Consider the following 23,609-nt stretch of genomic DNA (forward strand, 5'->3'; position numbering starts at 1 on the left):
TGGTTAGCGGGTGGAGGGCGGTGTCGTGCTCCACGGCGGATAGATGCGCACTGGCAGCACTGGTACAAGAAGGAGAGCGGCGACGGCGATCACCGCCATCACGCGATAGAGGTCGGCGGACGTCAGCACCACGGCCTGCTCGTGAATGCGGTGCGCGAGTTCGCCGAGACTATGTGCGGCGTCGACGCTCTGGCTGGCGATCAAGGCGTTGTTGCCCAGATGGTCGACCAGCATGCTCGAATGAAAATGTTCGCGAGCCGTGCCCACGCCGTCGATCAGCGCCGTTGCCGCCACGCCAGTGAATGCCTTCAGTGAATTGAACATGGCGGAAGCGAAAGGGCCTTCCGTCGGCGGCAAGCCGGTCGTCACGCCCATCAGGATGGCGACGATCACCATCGGCTGTGCGACGATCTGCAACGACTGGAGCCAGTAAAAATTCTCGCGAACCCATTCGGAAGTCATGAAGCTTCCGAGGAAGCACGTGGTGGCGACCAGCGACAGTCCGAATGCCATGATCCACCGCGAATCGATCCGGCGCATGTTCAGCAGGGCGGCCGTCAGCGGAAGCGTAATCAGCAGCGGAATGGCAACCAGCAGCGCCAACGGTGCAGTTTGGAGTGGCCTGTACGTGTGCACCTTCGCAAGGAACTGGGCGGGAATCACAGCGACACCAACCAGCAGCATGACGGCGCCGACGAGCGTCGACAGTCCATGTGAGAAGTTTCGGCGGTACAGCAACTGCAGCTTGAAAAACGGCACCGGCTGATACCACTCGTTGACGAGAAACGCGACGAAAAGAAGTATTCCTCCGAACAGCATCACGCAGATAAACGTCGAATTGAGCCAGTCGAGCCGATCCCCCTGCAACAGGCCGATGACGAGCATCGCGACACCCGGACCGCCCGTGAATAATCCGACCCAATTGAAAGAGCGGAATCTTTCGAGTTTGACGGCGTCTTGCGGCAGGCCATACTGGATCGCCACGCAACTCAACAGGCCGAACGGCACCGTTTGCCAGAACGCCATCTTCCAGCTCACGTATTCCGTCCACAACGCGGCGAGCGGCGTGCCGATCGTGGGCCCGAAGGTTGCGGTGAGCGCGTATCCCGCAAGCCCGTACAGCTTGATTTTGGGGCGGCAGATAGCGCAACGCCACGATGATCAGCATGGGAGGCAAACAGCCGCCGGCGATGCCCTGCAGAATACGCAGCACATAAAACGTCGACAGGTTCGGCGAGAACGGACACAGGAACGCAACCAGCATCGATGCCATCACCGCACCTATCGTGAACCGCTTCAAGGTGAAGGTGATGCCGAACCACGGTGCAAAGATCATCGTGGACACATTGGCGGCTTCGAACAGCACGGTCAGCCAGCTGCCGTCGTCATGTCCGATGGAAAGCGCGCCGCGCACGTCCGTCATGGCAAGGGCCGTGACCTGTTCGTTGACGATTGCCAGCAGCGACGCGAGCAGCATCCCGCTCAGACCAATGGCCAGGCGCAGCGACATCTCCGCTTGCGCGGGTGCCTGCGGCGCGGGTGTCGGCGCTTGCGGTGCAGGCAACGGGGCGGGAGACGACGCAACAACCGGGCCGGCCGTTTCAGTCGTCGAGGGATTGACACTCGTCATAGGGGTGCGCTCGGCAAATAGTCCTCAACAACGCATCGCATCTGGGATGAACCTTCAGACGATGGACGCTGATGGAGACCTCAGGTGTTCCAGGTCAAGACCGTTGCAATGATCTCCTGATCATTTACGTGGTTAATTCACCCGGAATTGCCGCGGTGTCTTCACCGCGCGATGACGTGACTAATTCTAGGAGTTGAATGGGTGTTCTTAAAGTCGTCACATGTAGCGTTTTAGGCCATTCGATTTTGAAATCTGGCCATGCCCGTTATGTAAGGACTTTTTGGCGGTCAAATGGAAATTGACTTTTTCCATTTGATCAATCCGGGCATATCGTCATAAGGTTGGCGCGGGCTGGTGCCGTCAGTCCTGGATGAAGCGTTTCAGCATCGCAGTCACTGCATGTGCAGTAATCCGACAAATAAGCTTTTAACAAACCCCTCTTAATCTGAAACACATAGTTGTTTTGCTTGCATCGACGGAAATCCAGGCGCCGGATAGAATCAAATCAGGTCGGATAAATTCGACAGCCTGCAATGGATTAACTGTTATTGATTGGTGAGCGAAAATGAAATTCTCTGTTAAAGAAGCAATTGGGTCGGACGATATTTCCAGAATCCAGCGTGCGATGAAGAGCGTTGACGCGGACGCTCAAGTCGAGGTCAATGTCGACGCCAAGACGGTGAGCGTCGATTCCTGGCTGATGCCTGAAGAATTCTTCGTCGCGTTCCAGGACGAAGACTACAACGCGGCCATTCTCGAAGCATAGCCGCCGACATGGCCGGTGCGGTTTGCAACCGGCCACAGCACATCATGCATCGTCAGTACGGGTCGATCTGAGCAACACGACCCAACCCGCTATCACGATGACGACGCCAGCCGCCACGTACCGGGCAATTTCTTCATGGCCGGAGAGCATTCCCTTGAATGCTGCGAGTGGGCCGCCCACTGCGATAAACACACCGATCTTCAACAGAATCGATCTGAGCTTCAGCCGAAACATTAGCGCTCCCAACATTAGGCGAACAGGTCCATTGTCGGAGATGAACCCGGCTTCCTGAAGCGCGCACGCAGCACGTTATGGGCCATTCAGTGTTCGAATTGCGCCAGGCTGAGTGTGCCGCAGAGAATCGCACATACAATTGCGTCGAGAACGGAAGTCGGGAATGACGATGGACAAATTTCGAGAGATGGAGGTATTCGTCGCCATCGTTGATCGAGGCAGCTTTACCGGCGCGTCAGAGAAGCTCGGCATGTCGGCACCCACGGTTTCAAGGGCACTCAATTCGCTGGAAACACGAGTCGGCGCGCAGCTGATTGCGCGCACCACGCGCTCGATCCGTCCCACCGACGCGGGCATGTTCTACCTCGAAGCATGCCGCAGAGTGCTCGATACCATTGCCGATGCGGAATCGAATATCGCTGCTGAGCAAAGCAAACCTGCGGGCACGCTGACTGTCTCCGCGCCCGTCCTGTTTGGCCAACGGTTCATCGCTCCCCTCATCAACGCCTACGCGAATAGCTATCCTGACGTCAGCGTGAATGTCGTCTATGTCGACCGTACGACGCGGCTGATCGAAGAAGGGGTGGATATCGCGATTCGCATTGGGCATCTTGGCGATTCTTCAGTGTTCGCGGTGCCATTGGGCTCTGTAAGCCGCCGAACCTACGCGGCACCGGCTTATCTCGACGCACTCGGGGAGCCTGTTCATCCCCGACAACTGAGCGACCATCACTGCGTGTCCTTTACGGGCGTGACGCATCCGCTCGAATGGCTGTACTACGAAAACGGCTCGAGGCTACCTGTTCGGGTGCGCCCGCGAATGATCGTCGATCTGGCGCCCGCGGCGGTCATGGCTGCCGTCGATCGAGTTGGGATAACGCAATTGCTTTCCTATCAGGCGGCACCTGAAGTGCTCAGTGGAAGTCTGCAACGAATCCTGGCAGCGTTCGAACCGGAGTCGATTCCGGTGAATCTGCTGCACGTGGAGCGAAAGGGTACGAGCATGAAGATCCGCTCTTTCGTCGAACTCGTGACTGAAACACTACGCAGAAACGTGCATCTTCAATTCATCGATGCGCCGAAGGCAGTGCGAGCACGCAGTGCAATCGCTGACGTGGCCGAACCGTAAAGCGTGGTTCATCCAGTGCGAGAGGATTCAAAGTGTGCAATGCACGGAATCGACTGCGAGACGTAGTTCCCGATACGCCGTTACCAGCGCATCCAGACTGAACGCGCGGTTTAGGCCGCTGGGGTTAGGCAGCACCCAGACGCGTGCGCCGCCGAACGTGACCGACTGAAGCCCCCAATCGACGTCACGTTTGCCGATCAATTCGGAGACCGCCATCTTGCCAAGGAAGGCAACGTAACGCGGCGCGTAGTGCGTGATCTTTCGTTCGAAATCGGGCGCGGCCGCCTTGATTTCCGAACGGGACAACTGCTCCGCTCGCGCTGTCGGACGCGATACGGCTGTGGTCAGGCCGCACTCGTATTGCAATAGTGACCGGTCGTCTTCAGGTCGTAGCTGTTCGCGCGTAAAGCCTGCGAGATGAAGAACTCGCCAGAACCGGTTTCCACGGCCCTCGAAGTGGTGGCCTGTCGATGCCGCGCTCAACCCTGGATTGATCCCGCAGAACACCACCGATAAGCCCGTATCGAGAATATCCGGAAGACCTTGAAGCGAGTCAGCGTGAGTCATGGCGATGATGGATCTTTCTATGACGATTCGTTGGACCGCCCGAGTGGGGCACGTGCGTGGTCAGTCCCGCAGGAGTGTGACACAGCCTGCGAGCCCTAATTCATCGCATTCATTCGGTAACGGCGTCAAGCTCCAACGAATGTTCGCCTACTTCACCACGAAAGCGCTGACGATACTGTTTCGGCGTGACGTTGAGCCGTCGCGCGAACGTCGTGCGCATATGCGTCGCGCTGTGGAAGCCGCATTTGAACGCAACGGTCTTGAGCGGCGCATCCGTTTCTTCGAGCAGTTTCCTTGCTGTGTCCACGCGAACCTGTTCGACAAAGGCCGACGGCGTCACCTTGGCATATTTGGCGAACAGGCGCGAGAAGGTGCGGCGACTGACGGAAACAGCGCTTGCGAGTTGCTCGATCGAGAGCACGTCCGTAATGTGATCCATCACGTAACGCTGCACCTTGCCGATGATGGGATCGTCATCCTTGCGTACACCCACGTAAGGGCTGTATTGCGATTGCCCGCCTTCGCGCTGGATATAGACGACCAGCCGTTTTGCGACGCGCACGGCCAGTTCATGCCCCCAGTCTTCGGCCACCAGCGACAGGCACAGGTCAATGCCTGCGGTCACGCCCGCCGAAGTAAACAGGCGGCCGTCGCGAATGAAAATCCTGTCGGGCTGCACGCACGTTTGAGGAAAGTCGTCGGCGAGTCGGCCAGCATCGGCCCAGTGAGTCGTCACTTCGCGACTATCGAGCAGGCCCGCGTGGGCGAGCAGGAATGCGCCATTGCACACGGAGCCGTACCGGGTCGCACCGTTTGCCTGACGCCGCAACCAGTCGAGAAACCCGGCCGGCGGACGAAAATCGGGCAGCTGCGGTCCCCCCGCTATCAACAGCAGGTCACACTGCGTGTCGAAATCCGCGTAGCCGAACGGCACGGCCAGTTGCATTCCATTGGATGCCGTGACCATGCCCGCTTCGAATCCTACGAACGAGACCTGATATCGCTGATGTTCAGGCAGAAACGTGTTGGCTTCGGCGAACACGTCCAGCGGACCTGCGACGTCCAGGGCTTGCACACCATCAAATATGACAACGGCGACTTTCATTTCGTGACCTTCATTGACTGTAAGCACGCCCCACGGGTAACCATGTTGGACGCTTCACTGCAACGCATCACGCAATGCCATGATGCCTGGTAACGTGCAGTCGATTAGCTTATCGTAAGAATTCACCGGCACTGTGTCGCAATCAGAAAATCTCAAATGTATTCTTTCCGGAATGCCAGGTTTTCAGATCGGGTTGCTATTTTTGTCAGTAACTGCAGAATCAGTTTTCCTGAATTTCGTGCCGCCGTTCACTCGAATAGTGCGCCACAAAGTCCGCGAAGGCGATGGCCGAAAACAGTTTCAGTTTGGCCCGTGAATGCGCCTGTTGGGCAATCGCGCGGACGCAATGCTTGTCAGAATGAGGGCGAAACCCCCTCGCAATTCTTCCGGTTGCACATCACAAAAGTGCTGGATGCGTCGGCTATGCACGGAGAACCCGTCAGGTCGATGGTCCGCAAGCTGGTGCTGAACATACGCTGTTCTCGAGTTGGAAGGGAGATTGGCCTTTGAATTGGGCCGCTGAAACGCTCAGCGCCCGTTTCCATTCGAGACAACCATGACCCGAAACCCAAACGTCGCTTCACAAGTCTTCCAGAAAGCAGAAAACGCCGGCGAGCCGATGTCGGGCGCCGACATCATCTTGCGCGTGCTCAGCGAACAGGGCGTCGATACCGTGTTCGGATATAGCGGCGGCGCGATCCTGCCGACATACGACGCCGTCTTCCGTTTCAACGAACTGCACGAGCAGCAACCCGAACGCCAGATCAAACTCGTCGTCCCTGCCAATGAACAGGCAGCAGGGTTCATGGCCGCGGGTTATGCGCGCGCGAGCGGGAAGGTGGGCGTATTCATGGTGACGTCTGGCCCGGGGGCGACGAACGCCGTGACGCCTATCGCCGATTGCAACGGCGACTCGGTCCCCGTCGTTCTCATATGCGGACAGGTGCCGCGTGCCGTGATCGGCACCGATGCCTTTCAGGAAGCGCCCGTTTTCAACATCATGTCGGCGTGCGCGAAGCAGGTCTTTCTGGTTACCGATCCGACGAAACTGGAGCAGACGCTGCGCACAGCATTTGACATTGCGCGCACCGGTCGTCCGGGTCCCGTTGTCGTCGATGTGCCCAAGGACATCCAGAACTGGGTGGGCACCTACCAGGGCCATGGGACATTGCAGTTTCGTGGCTACTCCGACCGTCTTCGAATGGTCGCGAAAGGCGCGGACCTCGGTGAGGACAAGCGCGATGAATTCTTCGCGCTTCTCGCGCAGAGCAAGCGGCCGTTGTTGTACGTGGGCGGCGGCGTGATCGCAGCCGGCGCGACGGCCGAACTGCGCCGGTTTTCCGAACGCTACAAGGTGCCCATTGTGACGACGCTGATGGGACTCGGTGCGATACCGGTGAAGCACGAGTTGTCGCTGGGCATGCTCGGCATGCACGGTGCGGCCTGTGCGAACTACGCGGTCGAAGATTGCGACTTCCTGATTGCAGTCGGCGCACGGTTCGACGATCGGGTCGCGGGCGGCCGCCCGGAAGCGTTTGCGCCGCGCGCACGGTACGTCGCGCATATCGACATCGACGAGGCGGAGATCGGCAAGGTCAAGCGCGCGCACTGGACGCATATCGGCGACGCGAAGGACGCGCTTCTGTCGCTGATGGGTTACGGTCGTGATGTGCAAGCGCCCGCTGACTGGCTCGAACACGTGCGGGACCTCAAGCGCGCGTACGGCATGAATTACGACCGGCATAACCCGACGATCCAGCCGCAGTACGTGATCGAACGGCTCAGTGAAATCACGGGCGGGCGCGCAATCATCAGCACAGGTGTTGGCCAGCATCAGATGTGGGCTGCGCAATTCTTCGACTTTGTCGAGCCTCGCAACTTTCTGACGTCCGGCAGCATGGGAACGATGGGCTTCGGATTGCCCGCGGCGATCGGTGCTCAATTCGCGCAACCGGATGCCCTCGTGATCGATATCGACGGCGACGGCAGTATCCGCATGAATGTGGGCGAACTCGAGACGGCGAGCACGTACGGCGTTCCCGTCAAAGTCCTGCTGCTTAACAATCTCGGCGACGGAATGATCCGGCAGTGGCAACATCTGTATTACGAAGGCCGCTTGTGCGTCAGCGACAAGACGCTGCACCGCAAAGACTTCGTGATGGCGGCACAGGCCGATGGGTTCGGTTTTGCCGCTCGCGTCAGTGCGATCAACGAACTCGATGCGAAGCTCAAGGCATTTCTCGACTTCGACGGACCCGCGTTCCTCGAGGTCATGATCGATCAGAACGCCGACGTCTATCCGATGGTGGGGCCGGGCCAAAGCTATTCGAACATGATCACCGGGCCGTTCATCCCTTCGCGGAATCGTCAGAAGGCGAGTGGGGAAGGTGCCGGACGTCAGGAAGTTGCGGACATGTTCTAGCGGCGTGCTCGTGATACTGCTATGCGGACCGTGCTTCGGCACGGTCCGCAGTCCCCGCTACCACTGAAACGACAGGTTCGCGGGTTCCGTGTCGTCCTGAGTCGGTGCACGTTCGACGCGACTCAGATCGTAGCCGAGCATAAAGAGGGCGCCTTCGACGCGTCTGAAACCATCGGGCCCAGAGCACCACGTTGAGCCGGACTGGCTGATCGCAGCGGAGAGAATCCAGTTTGCGTTGATATTCACGCGCGCCCATTCGCGCGACCCTGCGGGTCCGCCGGTAAGACGCGAGAACTTGTATGGTCCGGACGATGGATCGCGTGTATTTCTTTCTCCCTGTCCCGGTGCCCAACGAAATGCGAGGCTCTCCGGAACGGAATCAGCGTGATGTTTGGCTTGAGTGCTTTCGAGGTATCTTCGGACGAGATAGCAGAGCGCAGCGCCAACCCGGCTGTCGTAAATCACATGCGCGGGTAAAGCGAAGGAATAGTATTTGGTCCAGCCGGAGTTCATCTTGGACCAATGCGTCGATGGATCGGGGTTCCGGTTGAAGACAGAAAGATCTGGCGCATCGGACGACAATACCTCGCGACCATTGCGCAGTACCTGAATAAGCGATGCCCCCTGACTTGATGCCCAGGACACGTTGCTTTGGTTCGCACGCGTGCCGCGTCCGAATCCCCATTCCATGACGCTCCGGCAGGCAGCAAGTGTCAGCTCGAGCCCGGACTCGCTGTCTTCTTCGAGGATCGCGGACCCTACGCACGACCGTACCTCATCGACCTCTTCTTTATTCCTGTCATAGAAGCGGTGGTTCCACCAGTAAAAGCTGAAGAGCTGTTCAAGCGTCTCTGCCTCGATGACATACACGGAACCGGTCGCTTCTCTTTCGACTTTTCCGGGACATTGCATTTCGTAGTGACGGGGAAGTCTGTTTCGCGGAAACGCCGCCGAGAAATTGATCCGGTTGTGTCCGGACAGGACACCCGACAAATAGGCGATGAAACCGTCGACCTGTTCGTCGTTCAGATAGTCATTCCTGTGCTGCATATGTGCGGTGGATAGAGGTTGACGAATAACCGCGCGAGACGAGTGATTAGATCGCAACCGAATGTCGCGCTTGAAACTCTCTGTTTCAGATTCAGGCCAGATTGCTTCGAAATCGAGCCCCGCGCTAATGCAGCCACGCGCATTCGCAACTTGTCCAGCAGCCGGTGAATATTGGCCAAAGTTCATTGCGACGAAACCTTACTATTGGAGACGGAGGCGTTGGGAAGACCCTGACTACCTCGTTGAACATCAGGATTGGAATGGAATGAGTTTACTTGACAGCATCGATTCGCCATCAGGATTGCGAGGTCTTGGAGAGAGCGAACTCCAGCGTGTTGCGGACGAGATCCGCGCGTTTCTGCTTGAAAGCGTATCGGCGACGGGCGGGCACTTCGCATCGAGTCTCGGCGTGGTCGAGCTGACTGTCGCACTTCACTATGTATTCGATACACCAAACGATCGTCTGGTGTGGGACGTCGGCCACCAGAGCTATCCGCACAAGATCTTGACCGGCCGCAAGGCGGGAATGGCAAGCGTGCGCAAAGTGGGCGGAATGGCAGGCTTTCCCACGCGCGAAGAATCTCCCTACGATGCGTTCGGCGGCGGACACGCCGGGACGTCGATATCGGCGGCTGTCGGCATGGCGTTGGCCATGCGCGATCGTGACACGCGCGCCGTGGCGATCATCGGGGATGGCGCGCTATCGGCGGGTATGGCGTACGAGGCGTTGAATCACGCAGGTTCCTGCAAGGCATTGCCGCTGACGATCATCCTGAACGACAACGGCATGTCGATTTCACCCGCGGTCGGTGGTCTGAACGATCATCTTCAGTCGCTGACGGGGAGATGGCAGGATAAGCAATCGTCGCTGTTCGAAGCGCTCGGTCTCGTCTATATCGGTCCTATCGACGGACATGACATTCCCACATTGCTTGCAGTACTGCGCGACGCGAAGACCCGTATTCGTCCGCATGTCATTCATGTCGTGACCCAGAAAGGGCGCGGTTATGAACCTGCGGAACTCGATCCCGTCGCATACCACGGCCCCAGTCCGTTCAGTCTGTCCGATGGATTGATTGCCTCTACGGGCGGGAAGCGCACGTATAGCCAGGTATTCGGCCAGTGGCTTTGTGAGTCGGCTGCGAAGGATGATCGAATTTTCGGCATCACGCCGGCGATGCGCGAAGGCTCCTGTCTGGTCGAATTCGAGCAGCAGTATCCCGATCGCTACATCGACGTAGGCATCGCCGAACAGCACGCGGTGACGGTTGCCGCCGGCCTCGCGGCCGAGGGAATGCGACCCGTCGTCGCCATCTATTCGACCTTTCTTCAGCGCGGCTACGACCAGTTGATTCACGATGTCGCGTTGCAAGAGTTGCCCGTCTTGTTCGCGGTGGACCGCGCGGGCATAGCGGGCGGCGACGGTGCAACTCATCTTGGCGCATTCGATATCGCGGCGCTGCGCTGCGTTCCCAATATGGTCGTAATGACGCCATCCGACGAGCACGAGTGCTATCTGATGCTGAATACGGCGCTCGCCTATCCAGGTCCGTGCGCCGTCCGCTATCCGCGTGCGAAGACCGGCTCCGAAATCATTGGACACACGAACGAGACCCTTCCCTTTGGAAAGGGGATCGTTCGCCGCTCGGCGGGGGAACATGGCGAGCAACGCGTGGCGTTCCTTGCGTTCGGACCGCTGCTGTCGGTCGCAATGGAAGCGGCGCAGGAAATCGACGCAACCATAGTCGACATGCGTTTCGCCAAGCCACTCGACGAGGACCTGTTGATGACGGTTGCACGAGCCCACGATCTGATCGTGACGATCGAAGAAGGCACGGTGACGGGCGGCGCGGGTGCCGCATGTGCCGAACACATCGCGGCTGAAGGGCTGGCGGTGCCCGTATTGCGTCTTGGGCTCCCCGATGAATTCATACGGCACGGCGACCGCTCGCGACTGCTCGAACTGAATGGTCTGGACGTCGCCGGGGTACTCGAGACAGTGCGGGCGTTCACTGGCCGCCACTTCGACCTTCTTGACGCCGTTTGAGGCATCGCACGGGATATGTCAGCCATGAGCACGACGGGAACGATGATTGATTTCGATGCAGCCATCCGGGCGCTGGCTCATCCATTCCGTCGAAAAGTACTGCAGTGGCTGGCCGATCCGGACAAGTACTTCACGGAAGCTGAGTACTGTGCACTTCGCGCCGTGTCGGCGGGCATGCTGCACGCTCGCAGCGGCCTGTCGCAGTCGACGGCGTCGGGCCATCTGTCGCAGCTCGAGCGGGCTGGCTTGATCAAAACGCAAAAGGTGGGGCAGTGGGTGTTTTTCTCGCGTAATGAAGACGCGATCCGTGAATTGGCCGAATGGCTTTGTGTCGATATTGCGCGGATCAGCGAAAAGGCTTAGCAGGCCAACCGTTCCAGTTTCGCGCGACATCTCGTTTCCTCAATCGCCTCTCCAGATACACGAAACTCTGGCCATGTCGACACGATGACCAGAAACGAGCGGTGAATGTCCCAAGACCGTCGTAGCTAAAGCGGCGGTGCCTATCCACGCAACCTAAACTGTTCTTATCAGCGGTCAAGAGATCGTTGATCCTGGCAGGCACAGGGACCTGGTGGCAGGAGCCACGAGGTATTGCACAAGTTGACTTGAACGGATGACGCCAGATGCGTCCTCTTTTCGCGTTGGATTTTGTCTTCGTGTACCTGTGGAAGCGTTGGCTCGGCCGAGGCAGCAACAGGTGCTGTCTGGTCCGGATTGTTGGCAGATATCGGGTGTGAACCCGGCTGAGGACAGAATCACCATGATTACGCGGAACCGGAAAACCTCCTTCCTGTTTGGAGGCAATGCTCCTTACGTCGAGGAGCAATACGAAACATATCTTGCTGATCCGACCACGGTGTCAGAAGATTGGCGCAGCTATTTCGACGCGTTGCAGGACGTGCCGGCTGTCGATGGCTCGGATACCGACGACGTCGCGCATGCACCCGTCGTGTCCCGTTTCGTCGAGTTGGCGAAGCAGACGCGCACGGCAGGACGCTCGGAGAACGATGTACTGAGCTTTGCGCGCAAACAGGTCGCCGTACAGGCATTGATTTCAGCCTATCGTATGGTTGGAACGCGCAATGCACATCTGGACCCGCTGCGCTGGACGGCGCCGGTTCCAGTGCCTGAACTGAATTCGAGCTACTACGACCTGTCCCACGCGGACATGAACACGCAGTTCAGCATGTCGGGCGCTCACTTTTCGGAGCAGGTCGAAACGCTCGGCGACCTGATGCAGGCGCTAAAAGAAACGTACTGCGGAACCCTGGGCGCCGAGTTCATGTATCTGGCGGACCCGGAGCAGCGCAACTGGTGGTCCATGCGGCTCGAGTCTTCGCGTTCGAAGGCAACGCTGGATAACGGCGACAAGCTGCACATTCTCGAACGTCTGACCGCCGCCGAAGGACTGGAAAAATATCTGCATGCCCGCTATGTCGGGCAGAAGCGTTTCTCGCTCGAAGGCGGCGAATCGCTCATCGTCCTGCTGGACGAACTGGTGGCATACGGGGCCACGAAAGGTGTCAAGAGTTCGATTCTCGGCATGGCGCATCGCGGACGTCTGAACGTTCTCGTCAATATTGTCGGGAAGCCGCCCGCTGCATTGTTCGACGAATTCGAGGGAAAGACCGCGCATCTGCTTCCTGCAGGGGACGTCAAGTACCACAAGGGCTTTACCGGCTTGCTCCCGACGGCAACCGGCCCCGCGGAAGTGACGCTCGCGTTCAACCCGTCGCACCTCGAAGTCGTCAATCCGGTTGTGCAAGGCATCGCTCGTGCGCGCGCCGAAGTATTGGGTCTGGGCGCGAGTGCGGTGCTGCCCGTCGAGATCCACGGAGATGCCGCAGTTTCAGGCCAGGGAATCGTCATGGAGACGATGAACCTCGCTAATACGCGGGGCTATGGAACGGGTGGCACGATCCACGTGGTGGTGAATAACCAGGTTGGCTTCACGACTTCCGACCCGAGAGATGTGCGGTCGTCGTTCTATTGCACCGACATTGCGAAGATGATCGAGGCACCCGTGCTGCACGTAAACGGCGACGACCCTGAGGCGGTCATTGCCGCGACGCGTCTCGCAATCGACTTCCGTGCGACGTTCAACAAGAGCGTCGTTATCGAACTGGTTTGCTTCCGCCGTCATGGTCACCAGGAACAGGACACGCCCAACATCACGCAGCCGATGATGTATCGTTCGATCGCGGGTCATCCGGGCGTTCGTACGCTTTATGCAAGGAAACTGGTTGACCAGCAGATCCTGACGGCGGAAGACGTCGAGAAGTATGTCCACGACTACCGTGAGCGACTCGATACTGCACAGTCAGCCGAAGAAAAAAAGCCGGCCGCTCAAAAGAACGAAGAAGAGAACTGGCCACAACTGCTGGATGGAAACGTCAGCCGTATCTATTACGCGCCGCCACTGCTGGATCTCGTTCAAAAGCTCGCACTGAAGATCACCCGTATTCCGGATCAGTACTCGCTGCATCCGCTGGTTGGAAGAGTGGTGTCCGCGCGTCGGGACATGGCGGAAGGCAAGCGGCCGCTCGACTGGGGCATGGCCGAGCATATGGCGTTTGCGTCGCTCCTTTCTGCGGGTATCGACGTGCGTCTAAGCGGACAGGACAGTGAACGCGGTACCTTCAGCCATCGTCACGCGGTGCTTCACGATCAGAACCGTTCGAGCCGGGCCGAGGGCACGTATGTTCCGCTGCATCACGTATCGGACGATCAGGGGCGGTTCTCGGTCACCAATTCGGTTTTGTCGGAGGCTGCCGTTCTGGGCTTCGAGTATGGATATTCGGTGGTTCGGCAGAATTCGCTCGTGCTGTGGGAAGCGCAGTTCGGAGACTTCGCGAATGGGGCGCAGGTCGTGATCGATAACTTCCTGTCTGCCGGCGAGGCCAAGTGGGGACAACGCAGCGGCGTGACGATGTTGCTGCCGCATGGCCAGGAAGGCGAAGGTCCGGAACATGCGTCCGCGCGTCTCGAGCGCTATCTGCAGCTTTGTGCGCAGGACAATATGCGCGTCGTTCAACCTACGACGCCGGCGCAGATTTTCCACCTGCTGCGGATGCAGGCGGTGCTGCGCGATCGCGTTCCTCTCATTGTGATGACGCCGAAGTCGCTTCTGCGCCACCCCGAGGCTGTCAGCAGCCTGGAGGATCTCGCCAAAGGACGATTCAACGAGATCCTTGCGGAATCGCCGACGGAGGAAGCGGCGTCCAGAATCGACCGGGTCATCCTGTGTTCGGGCAAGGTCTATTACGAGCTTCTCGAACGTCGGCGTCAGTCCGGCAAGGACAACATTGCGCTGATTCGCGTCGAGCAGTTGTATCCGTTTCCCGCGAAGCAGATCGGTTCGGAACTGGAGCGCTATCCGAATCTGAAGAGCGTGGTGTGGTGTCAGGAAGAGTCGAAGAATCAGGGTTCGTGGAATTTCGTCATGGAACAGTTGCTGGAAATCGTGAAGGCACCTGCAACGCTGCGTTATATCGGACCTGAGGCAACTGCGTCGACCGCGCCGGGGTACAAGTCGATGCATCTCGCGCGTCAGGAGAAGTACCTGCACGCAGCAATTGACGAGTAAGCGGACGATTAAGGCGAGCCGGGAATGATCCACTCCGGTTCGCCTTATATGTCACGTGTGAGTGGAACCGTAGTCGGATCACTATATAGACGACACGCAAGCCGGCCGGCTGAATAAGGTTCTGCGGGACTATCCTTCGAATCCGCGTCCCGTTTCCGTGGTGTATATGCCTAACCGGACGAGACCGAGGCGGGTCGACATTTTTATCGAGTGGTTAATGAAGTTATATTCGACGCAGTTGGGCGAGTGAGCGTAAGGGTGTCGGCGGGTGTTGCTCGATGATTGCAACTCGCCCTGCAACAGATAGTGTGCGCAGCCCCGTAAAGGGTAGGCACACTATCTGGTCAAAGCGCGTCGCAGCTGACGCCGGAATTATTGCCCTGTGGCAACCCGTGCGCGTGTGCTGCGCCCGTTCGAAACCCACGCGACCGACAGCCCAGCTCCGAGCAGTGTCAGGCAGATCACGGGTACGAGCATCGGCGCACTGGCGTTACCCGCAAGCTTCCCGACATACGGCATCAGATTCTGCGCAAAGAAGCCGCCGAGATTCCCGATCGAATTGATCGCCGCAATGCTGGCGGCGGCGCGCGCGCCTGTAAAGAAGCGCGGCGGAAGCGACCAGAAACACGGGTAAAGCAGGGGGATACATGCGCCGCCAAGAACGAGCGCTGCGAACCGCAGCGGCAAGCCCGGCAGGACGAGACTCAGCGCAAAGCCGATCACGCCGACGCCGGCCACGATCGCCATCGCCTTGAGCACCACCTCTTCGCGCTTCAGTCTCGCCGGCAACCACAGCAGAAGCAGCGCGGCGAGCAACCACGGAATCATGTTCAGCAAGCCATTGAGCGAGTGCGAGACACCGCCGCTCTTGAGCAGCGTCGGCATCCAGTAGGTCACGCCATAGAGCGAGGTCGACATCAGCATGTAGCCGCACGCGAACATCAGCACGCGTTTGTCGATGAGCGCGCGCCATGGGTGTTCGGATACAGCCTCGGTCGGTGCTTCACGCCTGATGGCGGCGACGATCAGGCTTTTCTCGTCGCTCGACAAAAACCGGGCGCGCTCGACGGACTCCGGCAGGAAACGCAAGGCGACCAGTGCGACGACGATGGCGGGTGCGCCCGTTGCGACGAATACCCACTGCCAGCCTGCAAGGCCAAGACTGCCGTCGAACGACAGAAGCAGGCCGCCCGCAAGTGAGCCGAGCATGTTGGCGAGCGCGCTGCCAAGCGTGAAGAAGCCGAGCATGCGCGTGCGATGGCTCTGCGGGAACCACAGCGTCAGATAAAAGATGACGCCAGGATAGAAGCCGGCCTCCGCCACGCCCAGCGCAAAGCGAAAGACATAGAACAAGCCCATCGAATGCGTGAAGGCCATCGCGACCGTGATAACGCCCCACGTCGCCATGATGCGCGCGAGCCACAAACGCGCGCCGAAGCGATGAAGCGCGAGCGTGCTCGGCACTTCGAACAGAAGATAGCCGATGAAGAACAGTGACGCCCCCAATCCGTATGAGGCTTCGGACATGCCCAGGGCGCCGACCATCTGCAACTTGGCGAAGCCCACGTTTTGCCTGTCGATGAAGGCGATCAGGAACATGACAATCAACAGCGGCATCAATCGCCACGCAATCTTCTTCACGACGATCTGCTCGTCCGTCAGGGTTTGGGCCACAATCCGTCTCCAGTCAAAAATTCATATATATGTTTAGTTGAATTTCACGTGTCAACAATGGGTATAAACCCGCCGTGTCAAGAAAATATCATGAAGTCAGGGTAATTCCGGATCGGTTGAGACAGGCAAGTCATGCAAACATATATATGAATATGACGGAGGAAAGCATGCACGCCGATGACCGACTGCCCCGCTACCAGCGCCTGCGCGACGAGATGGTCGCACTGGTCGCTGCCCGCCACTGGCGGCCCGGCGAAGCCATTCCGACCGAACAGGCGCTCGCGAAAAGCTACGACGTCGCTGTCGGCACCGTTCGCAAAGCCGTCGATCTGCTGGTCGCGGAAGGCCTGCTGGAGCGGTTCCAGGGGCGCGGAACGTTCGTGCGCCGCGCGAGCTTCGACAGTTCTCTCTTCAGGTTCTTCAGATTCCAGACCCGGCAGGGCGAGCGGCGCATTCCGGAGAGTCGCATCCTGCGGCGCGAGGTCGTGGAGGCACCGTCGGCCGTCGCCGCGACCTTGCAGATTGCGAAGGGCGCCAAGGTCATTCAGATGTCGCGTCTCCGGTTGATCGACGACGTGCCGATGCTCGCGGAAGAAATCTGGCTTCCGTTCGACCGCTTTGCGGCGTTTGCACAACTCGAACTGACCGAGATCGGCGATCTGCTCTATCCCGTGTATGAGGCGCAGTGCAATCAGGTCATCGCGTCGGCAACCGAAACGCTGACCGTCGAGGCGATCGGTCCGCTTCACGCGCGGCTCCTGCGTATCCAGCCGGGTACGCCCGCCGTCGTGATCGAACGGCTCGCTTATGGATATGACCGGCAGCCGCTGGAATGGCGGCGCTCGCGCGGGCCCGCAAGCGAATTCATTTACCAGGCCGAGATCCGCTAGAGATCGAGAGGCCCGGCAATCCACAACGATTCGATCCCCACGATGGGATACGACGCAGGAGACGGCAATGTTCAAGTGGTTCAAGGAGGTGTCTGGCAACGAGCGCCGGACATTCTGGGCGTGCTTCGGCGGATGGGCACTCGACTCGCTCGATGTGCAGATGTTCAGCCTCGTGATTCCGGCCATCATCGCGGAATGGTCGATCAGCCGGACGCAAGCCGGGATGGTTAGCGGCGTGACGCTGGTGGCGTCGGCGCTGGGCGGCTGGGTGGCCGGCATGCTCTCGGACCGGTTCGGCCGCGTGAAGACGCTGCAATGGACCGTCGCGTTCTTCTCCCTGTTCACTTTTCTTTGCGCGTTCGCACAGAACTATCCGCAGTTCCTGATTCTTAAGACGCTCCAGGGCTTTGGCTTCGGCGGCGAATGGGCGGCGGGCGCGGTCCTGATGGCCGAAACGATTCGTGCCGAACATCGCGGCAAGGCGATGGGCACGGTGCAGAGCGCATGGGCCGTCGGCTGGGGCGCCGCCGTGCTGCTCTATGCGTTGATGTTCTCGTGGCTGCCTGGCGAGACGGCATGGCGCGCGATGTTCGGGATCGGCCTCTTTCCCGCGCTGCTGATTCTCTATGTTCGACGCGGCGTGCAGGAGCCCGTGCTGCCCGCGCGGGCGGCACGCGACGTTCGGGCACGCGACGAGGGTTCGACCTTCGGTGTGTTCTTCGGCATCTTCTCGCCGCAAGTGCTGCGCATGACGCTAATCGGCGCATTGCTCGGGGTCGGGGCGCATGGTGGGTATTACGCATTGATGACGTGGCTCCCCACTTTTCTGAAAACGGAGCGTCACTTGTCGGTGCTGGGTACGGGCGCTTACCTCGCTGTCGTGATCGTCGCGTTCTTTTGCGGATGCATCGTCAGCGCGCATTTGCTCGACCGGATCGGACGGCGCAGGACCATCCTCACGTTTGCGATCTGCTGCGTGCTCACGGTTGTCGCGTATCTGTTTCTGCCGCTCAGCAATCTCGCGATGCTGTTCTTCGGCTTTCCGTTGGGGTTCTTCGCAGCGGGTATTCCGGCCAGCATGGGCGCGCTTTTCAACGAGTTATATCCCAGTGGCATGCGGGGGACGGGTGTCGGCTTTTGCTATAACTTCGGCCGCGTGGTGTCAGCGGGTTTTCCGGTGCTCGTGGGCCACATGTCCACCAATATGTCGCTTGGAACGGCAATTGGCATTGACGCCGGCCTGGCGTACTCGATCGTGGTCCTGTCCGTGCTGATGCTGCCCGAGACGCGCGGCCGCGCGCTCGGCGAAGCGGCATTCGACGCCGGACATCCAGGCACACTGACGCAGGTACAACGGCATTGATGCGCGGATGTTCCGACGGCAGCCGGGCAAGTTTTGTCGGAGAGGCATGCCAATGATAGAAACAACGGGTTCGGACGCGCTCGAGCAACAGGCGGCGCAGCGTCTTTCCCATCTCGACCTGATCGATGCACATGCGCATGTGTTCGAGCGTGGCCTGCCGCTTGCCCGGCAGCGCCGCTATGCGCCCGACTACGATGCGCCGCTCGATGTCTATCTCGAACAACTCGATACGCACGACGTGTCGCGCGGCGTGCTGGTGCAGCCCAGCTTTCTCGGCACGGATTGCGACTATCTGCTGGCCGCTTTGCGACGCGCGCCTGACCGGCTCCGTGGCGTCGCCGTCGTCGAACCGGACTGCGGACTCGAAGCGCTAACGGCGATGGCGCGGGCTGGGGTCGTCGGCGTTCGATTGAACCTCGTCGGGCTTCCCGATCAGCCGGTCGAAACGAATCTGACACCGGAAACGCTCGCGCATGTCCGTCAGTTGGGATGGCATGTCGAAGTCCACGCCGAAGCGGCGCGTCTCGAGCGCATCGTGCGGCCGCTGCTGGACAAAGGCCTGAATGTCGTCGTCGATCATTTCGGCAGGCCGGACCCTGCACTCGGGGTCGATGACGAGGGCTTTCGTCGACTCCTCGATCTGGCGAGCACGCACCGGGTGTGGGTCAAGATATCAGCGGCCTATCGAAACTGGACGGTCGCTGAAGGTGAGCACTCAGCGCCTCGCTTTGCACATGATGCCGTTCGGCTTCTGACTGAGGCGTTCGGCGTGGATCGCCTGATGTGGGGGAGTGATTGGCCGCATACGCAGTTCGAGGCATCACAGGAATTTGGCCGCACGCTCGACGCCCTGCGCACACTCGTGCCCAATGAAGCGGAGCGAAGGGCTATCTCGTGCGGCACATCGGCCAGGTTCTACCGGTTCGATGAACCGACGATATAGCGACGCGCCAGCCCCGCCAACTGAACCGCTCAATCGACAGCCGCACAAGCTGACTTCGCCGCCACAGGCCGCGCAATGATCGCAACAGTCAGCAACGCCGCCGCCAGTTCACACATCGCCGCCACCCACCCGAGGCTTCCCACACTGGCATGAGCCAACGTGAGCGCACCCAGCGCGGCTCCAATCGAGAACCCGATATACATGAACGACGCATTGAGCGACAACACGATCGACGCGACCTTCACACCAGCAATATCGATCAGTCTCGCCTGCTGTGCCGGATAAAACGCCCAGTGCGCGACGCCCCACAGCGCGATCGCGGCGATCACCGGCACGAGTGCGGCACCCGGCGAGAGAAAGCGCGCGCTGATCGACAGGATGGCGAAGGCGAGACCCGAGAGCGCGATCGTCGGAACGATCACGGCCAGCGGTCCGAAGCGGTCATTTGCCGCGCCACCCGACACGACGCCAATCGCAGCGGCGATCCCCCACATGAACATCACCATGCCGACCTGTGCGCCAGCCAAACCTGTGACTTCGGCGAGAAATGGCGAGAGATAGGTATAGACCGTGTACGCGCCGGTCGCCCAGAGCGTGGTCGTGAGCAGCGTCGCCAGCACGACCGGTTTGCGCGCGATCGCGATGCGCTCGCGCAGCGTCGCGACGGGAATGCCGGCACCGATATCGCGCGGCAAGCCGATGAACAACCCCGCCACCGCGAATGCCGCCAGTCCCGCCACGCCCGCGAAAGTCATGCGCCATCCGAGCGCATGGCCAATCACGGCGCCAAGCGGAACGCCGAGCGCGATCGCAATCGTAATTCCGCCGTTCACCACCGCGATGGCACGGCCGCGCCTTTCGGGCGGCACGATGACGCTCGCCAGCGCGTTCGCGCCCGGCACATACAGACCGGCGGACAGCGCCAGCAAGACCCGGGCGCCCATCAACGCCCAGAACGAAGGCGCTGCAAAGGCGAGCAGGTTGGACAGCGCGAACGCGATCATGCTCGCGAGCAGCAACGTCCGCCGGTTCATCCCGCCGCTCAATGCCGTCAGAACAGGGGAACTGAGGCCGTAGGCGAGAGCAAATACGGTGACCAGTTGTCCCGCCGTTTCGATCGTCACGGACAGGTCGGTCGCGAGTCCGGGCAGAAGCGGCGAGATCATGAAGCCTTCCGTTCCGATCGCGAAAGCGCCGAGCGCCAGCCAGTACACGGGGGCGGGAAGGGACGAAGTTGCAGATGAGGGTTTCATGCGAGGCCTGGAATCGAGAGTCAAGCGTTGCTTGATTCTGGATCGGCCGACACCGGACATCAATGGACTGGCGTTCCGAACATATCGGACACGGGTGTCCGCAATCCCGAAAGCCATCGGGGCGCTAACTACACTGACCGACGAGACCCACTCGCGTTTGGTTCGTCACGCCGCATAAACACAAGCCAGCGCTGAAGTCAGTATGGTCCCCGCAGGCGGAGTCTGAACATCGCCGTCGATTGCAAACTGCTCGTGCGCGAGATCGAGCATCGCAGTCAGCGCCGGCGTGACGATCGTGTCCTTGTTGCGGATGAACACGGTCTTCACATGCGCGAACTGCGACGGAAGCGCGTGACAATGCACGGCATGCTTCACGCCATGACTTTCCACCACCGATCGCGGCAACAGCGTAATCCCCATGCCTGCCGCGACGCACGACATGATTCCGTCCAGCGTGCCCAGCTCCATCACCTGGCCCGGGATGATGCCCGCCTGATAGAACCAGTTTTCGAGCGTCGAGCGGTAAAAGCAGCCGGTCCTGAACGCGAGCACCGTTTGTCCCGACATCTGCTTCGCAAGCGCAGCCAGCGATTCGAACTCGACGCCGCTCACGAGCACCAGCTCTTCTTCGAAGACTTCTTCCTGATGAAGCGACGAACTCTGATGAAAGCCGCCGACGAACGCACCATCCAGCCGATGGCATTCGACTGCCTTGATCAACTCGTTCGTCGTACCCGTCATCAGCGACAGTTGAACCTGCGGAAACTGCACGTGATACTTCGCCAGCACTTTCGGCAAACGGATCGCGGCCGTCGTTTCCATTGACCCGAGGCGCAGCAGCCCACGCGGCGACGCATTGTCCAGTAGCGCGTTGCGGCTTTCATCCGTCAACTGAAGGATGCGCTGCGCGTAGCCCAGAAAAATCTGCCCCGCCGACGTGAGCACCACGCCGTTCTTCTGCCGGATGAACAACTGCTGGTTCAATTCCGATTCGAGTTCCTTGATGCGCATCGTCACGTTCGACTGAACGTTGTGGATCTTTTCAGCCGCTGCCGTAAAGCTGCCGCATTCGGCCACTGCGCAAAACATTCTCAGATGCCTCAGTTCCATCGTGCGCCTCGCCGGATCACCTCGGATGATGAAGATTCAGGCTAGCACACCCGGCCTGATGATTGACTTGCGCACGGGGACACAAACGCGCGCATCGTTGACGCGCTGGAAAAGCAGCGGATTTCAGACCGACAGGTTCACGCTGCGCCACGGAATGAGCGAAACGCGGCACAATGCCCTCGCAGAGGAAGAATGCAACCGGCCCGATTCTTCACTGCAGCGCGTCATGCGAGCCGGGCCGAGACGGAAGCGCGCAGGAAACGTCATGATCTGGTTGGCCGACGCAGTGCTCGTCTTGCATGCGCTGATCGTCCTGTTCATCGTCGGCGGATTGATTGCGATCTGGGCGGGCGCAGCGTTGAAGCACGTCTGGGTGCGCAATCGCGCTTTTCGCCTGTTGCATCTCGCGGCGATCGGCGTGGTCGCGATGCTCGCAGCGCTCGACGTGCCGTGCCCGCTCACCGTGCTCGAAGATCGGCTGCGCACGGGAGGCACCGTCGAGCAAGGTTTCGTTCAACGTTGGGTGAGCCACTGGCTCTACTACGATTTTCCGGCCTGGACGTTCGTCGTTGCGTATGTGGCGTTTCTGCTGATCGTGGCGATTACATGGCGATGCATTCCGCCGCGCCGTTGAGAGCAGGAACCGCGCACGCGCTCATTCCCGCTGCACTGCATCCGCCATGGATGGCCGTAACTGAATCATCACCGACACACACCCGAGCCCGAGTCCGACCGCACACACGCCGGGCCATTGCCATACGCTCCACGCCCAGATGCCCAACGACGACCCGAGCGCGCCGCCCGCAAAGCGGATCGTCATGTAGAGCGTGTTGATGCGGCTCATCGCGTCGCTCTTGATGCTCATATTGCGCGCCATGTTCGCGACATGTCCGCTCTGCAATCCGAGGTCGAGAACGATCACGCCGGCGACGAGGCCCGCAACGGTATTGCCCGTCGCCGCGAGAATCGCGAAGGCCACGACGAAGATGGCGCCGCTAGCGAGCACGACGTGACGCGGGTTGCGTGTGTCGATCAGCTTGCCTGCCCCCGTCGATGCCGATGCGCCGACCACGCCGACCAGACCGAACAGGCCCGCGACCTCGCTGCCGTAATGCGGGTCCATCGCGCGCAAATGAAACGCGAGCGTGGCCCAGAACGCGCTGAATGCGGCGAACTGCAGCGCGGCAATCGCCGACGTCTGGCGAATCAGCGGCTCTTCGCGAACCAGCGTCCATAGCGAACCCATCAGCCGCCGATACGAGCCCGAGTACGTGGGCTGCGCATTCGGCAGCATGCGCGACAGCACGGCGGCCGTGACGAGCATCGCTGCCGCCGCGACCCAATAGACGGCGCGCCAACCGAAATGCTGCGCGATCGATCCGGAAATCGTGCGCGACACGAGGATGCCGCACAGCAAACCGAACATCACGATGCCGACCGCCTGGCCGCGTTGCTGTGGTCCGGCGAGTTGCGCCGCGAACGGCGTGAGCAACTGCGGCGCGACGCTGACGAGGCCCGTCAGGAAACTGGCCGCGACGAGCCAGTTCAATGTCGGCGACAGCGCGATCGCGGCGAGCGCGACGCTGGCGATGCACAACAGCGTGCGCAGCATCGAACGGCGTTCGAGCTTGTCGCCGAGCGGCACGAACAGCAGCAGCCCGAGCGCATAACCCGTTTGCGCGGCGACGGATACAGTTCCCGCCTGTCCCTCGCTGGTGTGGAACGCCAGCGCGAAGTCGGCCAGTAAAGGCTGGTTGTAATAGTTGTTCGCGACCACGACGCCGGCTGCGCCCGCCATGAGCCAGAAGATCGAACGTTTCATTGGTGTGTGTTCCCG

At 60.0% G+C, this 23,609-nt stretch carries 18 protein-coding genes and 1 pseudogene; 10 read left to right on the forward strand and 9 right to left on the reverse strand.

The genetic code is table 11. From position 1 onward, the window contains the following. Positions 1-3: 3 nt before the first annotated feature. Positions 4-1,630: pseudogene (locus tag PPGU16_RS30290) on the reverse strand (MFS transporter). Between the two features lie 625 nt (positions 1,631-2,255). Here PPGU16_RS30290 and PPGU16_RS30295 point away from each other — a divergent pair. Continuing rightward, positions 2,256-2,396 carry a hypothetical protein gene (locus tag PPGU16_RS30295; RefSeq protein ID WP_345961195.1) on the forward strand — a complete coding sequence of 47 codons (141 nt, stop codon included), beginning with the start codon at positions 2,256-2,258 and terminating at the stop codon, positions 2,394-2,396. 42 nt (positions 2,397-2,438) lie between these two features. On the opposite strand, the gene PPGU16_RS30300 is transcribed toward PPGU16_RS30295, so the two are convergent. Beyond that, entirely contained in the window at positions 2,439-2,630 is a 192-nt protein-coding gene (locus tag PPGU16_RS30300) for a DUF2964 family protein (RefSeq protein ID WP_180726423.1), read from the reverse strand. A 169-nt stretch (positions 2,631-2,799) separates the two neighbouring features. Here PPGU16_RS30300 and PPGU16_RS30305 point away from each other — a divergent pair, with 169 nt between their 5' ends. Continuing rightward, a complete protein-coding gene (locus tag PPGU16_RS30305) occupies positions 2,800-3,759 on the forward strand; it encodes a LysR family transcriptional regulator (protein ID WP_180727107.1) in 960 nt (319 codons plus the stop codon). Positions 3,760-3,786: 27 nt separating this feature from the next. Here PPGU16_RS30305 and mug read toward each other — a convergent pair whose 3' ends face one another. Further along, the gene (gene mug, locus PPGU16_RS30310; protein ID WP_180726424.1) at positions 3,787-4,326 is read right to left on the reverse strand and encodes a G/U mismatch-specific DNA glycosylase; all 540 of its coding nucleotides are present in this window, start codon (positions 4,324-4,326) and stop codon (positions 3,787-3,789) included. A 109-nt stretch (positions 4,327-4,435) separates the two neighbouring features. Next, positions 4,436-5,431, reverse strand: a complete 996-nt coding sequence (locus tag PPGU16_RS30315; protein WP_180726425.1) for a GlxA family transcriptional regulator — start codon at positions 5,429-5,431, stop codon at positions 4,436-4,438. Positions 5,432-5,987: 556 nt separating this feature from the next. Between PPGU16_RS30315 and ilvB the strand changes: the two genes are divergently transcribed. Beyond that, positions 5,988-7,853: a biosynthetic-type acetolactate synthase large subunit gene (gene ilvB / locus PPGU16_RS30320; RefSeq protein ID WP_180726426.1), complete on the forward strand. Its 1,866-nt coding sequence runs from the start codon at positions 5,988-5,990 to the stop codon at positions 7,851-7,853. Positions 7,854-7,910: 57 nt separating this feature from the next. Here the strand turns inward: ilvB and PPGU16_RS30325 are convergent, their stop codons facing one another. Then, positions 7,911-9,089, reverse strand: coding sequence for a hypothetical protein (locus PPGU16_RS30325; RefSeq protein WP_243460729.1), 1,179 nt, complete (start codon positions 9,087-9,089; stop codon positions 7,911-7,913). Positions 9,090-9,168: 79 nt separating this feature from the next. Here PPGU16_RS30325 and dxs point away from each other — a divergent pair, with 79 nt between their 5' ends. The 3 genes from dxs to PPGU16_RS30340 all read left to right on the forward strand — a co-directional run bounded on the left by dxs (position 9,169) and on the right by PPGU16_RS30340 (position 14,539). After that, positions 9,169-10,950 (forward strand): 1-deoxy-D-xylulose-5-phosphate synthase, encoded by a 1,782-nt coding sequence (gene dxs, locus PPGU16_RS30330; protein ID WP_180726427.1) that lies wholly within the window; start codon positions 9,169-9,171, stop codon positions 10,948-10,950. Between the two features lie 42 nt (positions 10,951-10,992). Then, complete coding sequence (locus PPGU16_RS30335; RefSeq protein WP_434064443.1) at positions 10,993-11,313, forward strand: ArsR/SmtB family transcription factor; 321 nt, start codon at positions 10,993-10,995, stop codon at positions 11,311-11,313. 400 nt (positions 11,314-11,713) lie between these two features. Beyond that, positions 11,714-14,539 (forward strand): 2-oxoglutarate dehydrogenase E1 component, encoded by a 2,826-nt coding sequence (locus PPGU16_RS30340; RefSeq protein ID WP_180726429.1) that lies wholly within the window; start codon positions 11,714-11,716, stop codon positions 14,537-14,539. 372 nt (positions 14,540-14,911) lie between these two features. Here PPGU16_RS30340 and PPGU16_RS30345 read toward each other — a convergent pair whose 3' ends face one another. Continuing rightward, positions 14,912-16,156 carry an MFS transporter gene (locus tag PPGU16_RS30345; RefSeq protein WP_405032107.1) on the reverse strand — a complete coding sequence of 415 codons (1,245 nt, stop codon included), beginning with the start codon at positions 16,154-16,156 and terminating at the stop codon, positions 14,912-14,914. A gap of 224 nt (positions 16,157-16,380) precedes the next feature. Here PPGU16_RS30345 and PPGU16_RS30350 point away from each other — a divergent pair, with 224 nt between their 5' ends. The 3 genes from PPGU16_RS30350 to PPGU16_RS30360 all read left to right on the forward strand — a co-directional run bounded on the left by PPGU16_RS30350 (position 16,381) and on the right by PPGU16_RS30360 (position 19,409). Continuing rightward, on the forward strand, positions 16,381-17,103 hold the full coding sequence (locus PPGU16_RS30350) for a GntR family transcriptional regulator (RefSeq protein WP_180726431.1): 723 nt from the start codon (positions 16,381-16,383) through the stop codon (positions 17,101-17,103). Positions 17,104-17,170: 67 nt separating this feature from the next. Continuing rightward, the gene (locus tag PPGU16_RS30355; RefSeq protein WP_180726432.1) at positions 17,171-18,466 is read left to right on the forward strand and encodes an MFS transporter; all 1,296 of its coding nucleotides are present in this window, start codon (positions 17,171-17,173) and stop codon (positions 18,464-18,466) included. A gap of 52 nt (positions 18,467-18,518) precedes the next feature. Further along, on the forward strand, positions 18,519-19,409 hold the full coding sequence (locus PPGU16_RS30360; protein ID WP_180727109.1) for an amidohydrolase family protein: 891 nt from the start codon (positions 18,519-18,521) through the stop codon (positions 19,407-19,409). Positions 19,410-19,438: 29 nt separating this feature from the next. Here PPGU16_RS30360 and PPGU16_RS30365 read toward each other — a convergent pair whose 3' ends face one another. Together PPGU16_RS30365 and PPGU16_RS30370 are read right to left on the reverse strand one after the other, a co-directional pair. Further along, positions 19,439-20,662 carry an MFS transporter gene (locus PPGU16_RS30365; protein ID WP_180726433.1) on the reverse strand — a complete coding sequence of 408 codons (1,224 nt, stop codon included), beginning with the start codon at positions 20,660-20,662 and terminating at the stop codon, positions 19,439-19,441. 165 nt (positions 20,663-20,827) lie between these two features. After that, complete coding sequence (locus tag PPGU16_RS30370) at positions 20,828-21,772, reverse strand: LysR family transcriptional regulator (RefSeq protein WP_180726434.1); 945 nt, start codon at positions 21,770-21,772, stop codon at positions 20,828-20,830. 265 nt (positions 21,773-22,037) lie between these two features. Between PPGU16_RS30370 and PPGU16_RS30375 the strand changes: the two genes are divergently transcribed. After that, positions 22,038-22,406: a DUF2784 domain-containing protein gene (locus PPGU16_RS30375; RefSeq protein WP_180726435.1), complete on the forward strand. Its 369-nt coding sequence runs from the start codon at positions 22,038-22,040 to the stop codon at positions 22,404-22,406. A 21-nt stretch (positions 22,407-22,427) separates the two neighbouring features. On the opposite strand, the gene PPGU16_RS30380 is transcribed toward PPGU16_RS30375, so the two are convergent. Further along, positions 22,428-23,594 carry an MFS transporter gene (locus PPGU16_RS30380; RefSeq protein WP_180726436.1) on the reverse strand — a complete coding sequence of 389 codons (1,167 nt, stop codon included), beginning with the start codon at positions 23,592-23,594 and terminating at the stop codon, positions 22,428-22,430. Positions 23,595-23,609 lie beyond the last annotated feature (15 nt).

It is taken from the genome of Paraburkholderia largidicola (assembly GCF_013426895.1).
GTDB classification, from domain to species: Bacteria; Pseudomonadota; Gammaproteobacteria; order Burkholderiales; family Burkholderiaceae; genus Paraburkholderia; species Paraburkholderia largidicola.

Coding starts and splice junctions, on each gene's coding strand:
- ilvB (WP_180726426.1), top strand. CDS start 5,988: ATGACCCGAAACCCAAACGTCGCTTCACAAGTCTTCCAGAAAGCAGAA.
- PPGU16_RS30295 (WP_345961195.1), top strand. CDS start 2,256: ATGAAGAGCGTTGACGCGGACGCTCAAGTCGAGGTCAATGTCGACGCC.
- PPGU16_RS30365 (WP_180726433.1), bottom strand. CDS start 20,662: ATGAAACCCTCATCTGCAACTTCGTCCCTTCCCGCCCCCGTGTACTGG.
- PPGU16_RS30350 (WP_180726431.1), top strand. CDS start 16,381: ATGCACGCCGATGACCGACTGCCCCGCTACCAGCGCCTGCGCGACGAG.
- PPGU16_RS30335 (WP_434064443.1), top strand. CDS start 10,993: ATGATTGATTTCGATGCAGCCATCCGGGCGCTGGCTCATCCATTCCGT.
- PPGU16_RS30370 (WP_180726434.1), bottom strand. CDS start 21,772: ATGGAACTGAGGCATCTGAGAATGTTTTGCGCAGTGGCCGAATGCGGC.
- PPGU16_RS30300 (WP_180726423.1), bottom strand. CDS start 2,630: ATGTTTCGGCTGAAGCTCAGATCGATTCTGTTGAAGATCGGTGTGTTT.
- PPGU16_RS30355 (WP_180726432.1), top strand. CDS start 17,171: ATGTTCAAGTGGTTCAAGGAGGTGTCTGGCAACGAGCGCCGGACATTC.
- PPGU16_RS30305 (WP_180727107.1), top strand. CDS start 2,800: ATGGACAAATTTCGAGAGATGGAGGTATTCGTCGCCATCGTTGATCGA.
- PPGU16_RS30345 (WP_405032107.1), bottom strand. CDS start 16,156: ATGCCGCTGTTGATTGTCATGTTCCTGATCGCCTTCATCGACAGGCAA.
- PPGU16_RS30325 (WP_243460729.1), bottom strand. CDS start 9,089: ATGAACTTTGGCCAATATTCACCGGCTGCTGGACAAGTTGCGAATGCG.
- PPGU16_RS30360 (WP_180727109.1), top strand. CDS start 18,519: ATGATAGAAACAACGGGTTCGGACGCGCTCGAGCAACAGGCGGCGCAG.
- dxs (WP_180726427.1), top strand. CDS start 9,169: ATGAGTTTACTTGACAGCATCGATTCGCCATCAGGATTGCGAGGTCTT.
- PPGU16_RS30315 (WP_180726425.1), bottom strand. CDS start 5,431: ATGAAAGTCGCCGTTGTCATATTTGATGGTGTGCAAGCCCTGGACGTC.
- PPGU16_RS30340 (WP_180726429.1), top strand. CDS start 11,714: ATGATTACGCGGAACCGGAAAACCTCCTTCCTGTTTGGAGGCAATGCT.
- PPGU16_RS30380 (WP_180726436.1), bottom strand. CDS start 23,594: ATGAAACGTTCGATCTTCTGGCTCATGGCGGGCGCAGCCGGCGTCGTG.
- PPGU16_RS30375 (WP_180726435.1), top strand. CDS start 22,038: ATGATCTGGTTGGCCGACGCAGTGCTCGTCTTGCATGCGCTGATCGTC.
- mug (WP_180726424.1), bottom strand. CDS start 4,326: ATGACTCACGCTGACTCGCTTCAAGGTCTTCCGGATATTCTCGATACG.